Annotated in this window: 4 protein-coding genes; 3 read left to right on the forward strand and 1 reads right to left on the reverse strand. The window is 71.4% G+C overall.

Going from position 1 to position 5,099, the window contains the following annotated elements; genetic code table 11:
* Positions 1-72: 72 nt before the first annotated feature.
* Positions 73-402, reverse strand: coding sequence for a putative quinol monooxygenase (locus FNH05_RS31920; RefSeq protein WP_144592567.1), 330 nt, complete (start codon positions 400-402; stop codon positions 73-75).
* 196 nt (positions 403-598) lie between these two features.
* Between FNH05_RS31920 and FNH05_RS31925 the strand changes: the two genes are divergently transcribed.
* The 3 genes from FNH05_RS31925 to hypF all read left to right on the forward strand — a co-directional run.
* Complete coding sequence (locus FNH05_RS31925) at positions 599-2,251, forward strand: glutamate--tRNA ligase (protein ID WP_144592568.1); 1,653 nt, start codon at positions 599-601, stop codon at positions 2,249-2,251.
* Positions 2,252-2,292: 41 nt separating this feature from the next.
* Positions 2,293-3,066, forward strand: coding sequence for a phosphodiesterase (locus FNH05_RS31930; RefSeq protein WP_342781640.1), 774 nt, complete (start codon positions 2,293-2,295; stop codon positions 3,064-3,066).
* Positions 3,067-3,117: 51 nt separating this feature from the next.
* On the forward strand, positions 3,118-5,099 hold a 1,982-nt coding region (hypF, locus tag FNH05_RS31935; protein WP_144592569.1), incomplete at its 3' end, for a carbamoyltransferase HypF.

Below are 5,099 nucleotides of genomic sequence, written 5' to 3' on the forward strand. Positions count from 1 at the left end.
CGATTTGACCGTGAAGGGACCCTTCACGGCCCACCCCGGCCCCTCGGGCGGGGGTGAGGGACCGCAAAGGCCTCAGAGGCGGCCGAGGTCGCCGTCGCCCTCGGGCAGTGCGGTCAGGGTCTGCACCGACAGCGGCTTGCTCAGCAGGCCGTCGAGTGCCGCGCCGAGTTCGCGCAGCGCGGCACCCTTGCCGTGCACGCCGAGCGCCTCGGCCGAGGCCCACTTCTCGATCATCACGAAGGTGCCCGGCGAACGGAGGTCCCGGTGCAGGGCGTACCTGAGGCAGCCGGGTTCGGCGTGCACGGCGGGGATCGCGGCGCGGAGCGCCTGTTCCACCTTGTCCTCGCTGCCTTCGGCGGCCTGGATCGTGGCCACCACGACGACGGCGTCGTTCGAAGTCATGTCGCTCCTTGCAGTTCTTCCGTTCGGGCGGACCCCGATCATCCATGCCGGGTGGCGCCCGCTCAAGCAGTTCCCCGCCACACCGTATAGGTCGTTATACGTTTCGCACCGTCCGGCGCGGCCCCGCGGCCACGACGTTGGTAACGTTGCGTATCAACAGCCCTTCGACTCGCGAACCTGGAGACCGGACCCCGAGATGCTCGACCGCGCCGTCATCGACAGTCTGTTCCCCGCGGACCTGCCCGGTCCCGAACACTGGGAAGAGCGCTACCCTCCGCGGTCCCTCCCGGAGGGCGCCGTGGTCACCCGGTTCGGCCCCTCCCCCACCGGTTCGATGCACATCGGCGGCGTCTACGTCGCGATGATCGACCGGGACCTCGCCCAGCACTCCGGCGGCCGCTACCTGGTGCGGGTCGAGGACACCGACCAGGCCCGCGAGGTCGAGGGCGCCCTGGAGCAGTTCCACCGCGCGTTCACCTACTTCGGCCTCTCCCCCGACGAGGACTCCCGTACCGGTGGCGGCTACGGGCCCTACCACCAGTCCGAGCGCGAGCGGATCTACCTCACCTACGTGCGCGAACTGCTCTACCAGGACCGCGCGTACCTCTGCTTCGCCACGAAGGAAGAGCTCGACGACATCACCGCGCGCCAGCGCGCCACCAAACTCCCGACCGGTTACTACGGCCGCTGGGCGATCTGGCGCGACGCCGACCCGTCGGACGTGGAGGCCAAGCTCAACGAGCAGGCGCCGTACGTGGTGCGCTTCCGCGCGCCCGAGGTCACCACGCAGCGCGCCCGGTTCACCGACGCGATCCGCGGCAAGCTCGAACACGAGGCCAACCGCAACGACGTCGTCATCCTGAAGAGCTCGGAGCAGAGCCCCCGCCTGCCCACCTACCACTTCGCGCACGCCGTCGACGACCACCTGATGCGGATCAACCTGGTCGTCCGCGGGGACGAGTGGATCTCGTCGGTGCCGGTCCACCAGCAGTTGTTCGACGCGCTGGGCTTCGAGCCGGTCACCTACGCCCACATCGCCCCGCTGATGAAGCAGGACGGCGGCAGCAAGCGCAAGCTGTCCAAGCGCAAGGACCCGGAGGCCGGGGTCGACTACTACATCGACGCCGGCTATCCCGCCCAGGCGGTGCTCTACTACCTGCGCGGACTGGCCAACGGCCGTCTCGCCGAACTGCCGCTGGCCGAAGCGCTCGAGGAACCGATCCGGCTGTCCGAGTTCGGTGTGGCAGGGCCGCTGGTCGACCTGGTCAAGCTCGACGACATCAGCGCCGACCACATCGCGACGCTGTCCGGGCAGCAGATCCTCGACGCGGTGCGCGCCTGGGCCGCCGAGCACGATCCGGAGCTGGCCGGGGTCCTCGACGCCGAACCCGGCCTCGCGCTGCGGGCGCTCGCGGTCGAGCGCGAAGGCGTGGAGAACCCACGCAAGGACCTCAAGAAGTGGTCCGACTTCCGCACGGTCTACGGGTTCTTCTTCCCGCAGCTGTTCCACCCGCTGCACGGGGCGGCCGACGACCGGATCGCGGAGCTGGGCCTCGCGCCCGAGCTGGCCCGCACCTTCGCCGCGGACTTCGTCCAGGGCTACCGGCACGAGGCGGACGGCCAGGAGTGGTTCGGCCAGATCCGCGACCTGGCCGCGCAGCACGGCTTCGCGCGCAACGCCAAGGAGTTCAAGAAGAACCCGGAGGCCTACCCCGGCTCGATCCGTGAGGCCTCCCAGCTGATCCGCATCGCGGTGACCGGCTCCACCCGCAGCCCCGACCTGCACGCGATCGCGCAGGCGCTGGGCGAGACGGAGCTGCTCGCCCGCGTCTCGGCCGTCACGAAGTAGCCGGCCCGGCCGCACCGTCCACTGCGGACGGTGCGGCCGCCGTGCTGTTCCCACCGCTGGGCCTGTGGCAGAGTCCGGGGATGATCCTGGCCCACATCAGCGATCTCCACTTGGACGGCGAACCGCGCGCCACGAAGCGGGCGGAACGCGTGTTCGCCTTCCTCGACCGGCTGCACCGGCCGGTGGACGCGATCCTGCTCACCGGCGACATCACCGACCACGGCACCGAAGCCGAGTACGAACAGGCGAAGGCGCTCCTGCGGGAACGCCCGGTCCTGCCGTGCCCGGGAAACCACGACGCGCGGGGCCCGTACCGGAAGGTGCTGCTGGGCGAACCGGCTTCGGAGGGACCGGTCAACACGGTCCACGATCTGCCCGGCGCCCGCATCCTGCTGGCCGACTCGACGGTTCCCGGCCGCCCCCACGGCTACCTCGACGACGAGACGCTGGCGTGGCTGGACGCCGGGCTGAGCGGGGCCCCGGCGGGCAAGCCGGTGCTGGTGGGCTTCCACCACCCGCCGATCCCGCTGCACAGCCCGTTCATCGACGAGATCCGGCTGCGCGGCGCCGAACGCCTCGCCGAAGTCCTCCGCCGTCACGGCAATGTCGCAGCCGTGCTCTGCGGCCACGCCCATTCCGCCGCGGCCGGTACCTTCGCGGGCCTGCCCCTGCTGGTCGCTCCCGGCGTCGTGTCCACCTTCCGCCTGCCGTGGGAGACCGGCACCGGTCTCGACGGCGGGCAGCCTCCCGCCCTCGCCTTCCACCTCCTGGACCCCGGCGGCACGATCACCACCCACTATCGCCTCGTGGTGTGAACCGCCGGTTTGGGTTGGCGGCCCGCTCCGCGGCGGGCCGACACTGACTCCATGAACCAGCGGGTCCGGGTGGCGGTACGCGTCGAGGGCATCGTCCAGGGCGTGGGCTTCCGGCCCTTCGTGCACGGCCTGGCCCGCAGCCTGGGCCTGTCGGGGCACGTCGGCAACGACACGGCGGGCGTGTTCGCCGAAGTCGAGGGCGAACGGGACGCGGTCGAGGTGTTCCTCACCGCGACGCGCTCGCAGTGCCCGCCCCTCGCCGTGGTCGAATCCCTCACGGCAACGGAACTACCGACTCTCGACGGCGCTTCCGACGGCGGGTTCGTCATCCTGCCCTCGCCGCCGGGTGGTGAGGCGAACACGCTGGTCTCGGCGGACAGCGCCCCCTGCCACGACTGCCTGGCCGAACTGGCCGATCCGGCCGACCGCCGGTACCGGTACCCGTTCGTCAACTGCACCCACTGCGGCCCGCGCTTCACCATCGTGCGCGGGGTGCCCTACGACCGGCCCCGGACCACGATGGCCCCGTTCCCGATGTGCGGCGACTGCGCTCGCGAGTATCACGACCCGGCGAACCGGCGGTTTCACGCACAGCCCGTGTGCTGCCCGGCCTGCGGCCCCTCGCTGCGGCTGATCGGCACCTCCCAGGCCGCTGACCCGTTGTCCGCCACGGTGGACCTCCTGCGGCAAGGGCGGATCGTCGCCATCAAGGGACTCGGTGGTTATCACCTCGCCTGCGATGCCGCGGACGAGGCGGCCACCTCGGCGCTTCGGGCCCGCAAACACCGGGAGGACAAGCCGTTCGCGGTGATGGTGTCCGGAATGGAGGCCGCGCGGGAACTGTGCGAAGTGGACAGTTGCGCGGCGGGGCTGCTGACCGGCCGGAGAAGGCCCATCGTGCTGCTCCCCCGCCGCCCCGGCGCACCGGTCGCCACGGCGGTCGCGCCGGGGAACCGGCAGCTCGGGGTGCTGCTGCCCTACACGCCCCTGCACCACCTCCTGCTCGCGGACTTCGGCCGCGCGATCGTCCTGACCAGCGGAAACGTCTCCGACGAGCCGATCGTCCACCTCGACACCGAGGCGCTGACGCGGCTGTCCGGGATCGCCGACGCGTTCCTCACCCACGACCGCGCCATCCACGTGCGGACCGACGATTCGGTGGTCCGCACGTTCCGGGGGCGCGAGCAGCTCGTGCGCCGCTCGCGTGGCTACGTGCCGGAGCCGGTCACGGTGCGCACGCCGTTCCCGCGGCCCGTGCTCGCCTGCGGGGCGGAGCTGAAGAACACCTTCTGCCTGGCCAAGAACCGCCACGCGTTCCTCTCCCACCACATCGGCGACCTGGAGAACTACGAGACCCTGCGGTCCTACACCGAAGGGATCGACCGTTTCCGGCGATTGTTCGACATCACCCCGCGGGTGGTGGCGCACGACCTGCACCCCGAATACCTGTCCACGAAGTACGCGCTCGACCGGACCGGGGCCGAACTGGTCGGCGTGCAGCACCACCACGCGCACATCGCGTCCTGCCTCGCGGACAACGGCGAGGCGGGGCCGGTGCTGGGGGTGGCGTTCGACGGCCTCGGGTACGGCACCGACGGCACGCTGTGGGGCGGGGAGATCCTGCTCGCCGATTTCACCGGTTTCCGGCGCCTGGCGCATCTTGAGCCCGTGCCGATGCCCGGTGGGACGGCCGCCATCCGCCGTCCCTGGCGGATGGCCGCGTCCTACCTGACCGCCGCCGGCGTTTCCGCACCCGCCCTGCGCGAGCGGCATGCGGCCGAGTGGCAGGCGGTGGTGTCGCTGGCGCGGGGCGGCACGCAGGCGCCGCCGACCTCCAGCGCCGGGCGGCTGTTCGACGCGGTCGCCGCGATCCTCGGGGTACGCGACGAGATCGGCTACGAGGGACAGGCGGCGATCGAGCTCGAACAGCTGGCCGACCCGCTCGAGCGCGGGACCTATCCCGTGCGCCTGCACGGCGAGGACCCGATCCTGCTGTCCGGCGCGGACCTCGTCCGGTCCGTTGTGGACGATCA

Origin of the sequence: Amycolatopsis rhizosphaerae (assembly GCF_007713715.1) — a bacterium.
In the GTDB taxonomy this organism is placed as follows: domain Bacteria; phylum Actinomycetota; class Actinomycetes; order Mycobacteriales; family Pseudonocardiaceae; genus Amycolatopsis_E; species Amycolatopsis_E rhizosphaerae.

Coding starts and splice junctions, on each gene's coding strand:
- FNH05_RS31920 (WP_144592567.1), bottom strand. CDS start 402: ATGACTTCGAACGACGCCGTCGTCGTGGTGGCCACGATCCAGGCCGCC.
- FNH05_RS31925 (WP_144592568.1), top strand. CDS start 599: ATGCTCGACCGCGCCGTCATCGACAGTCTGTTCCCCGCGGACCTGCCC.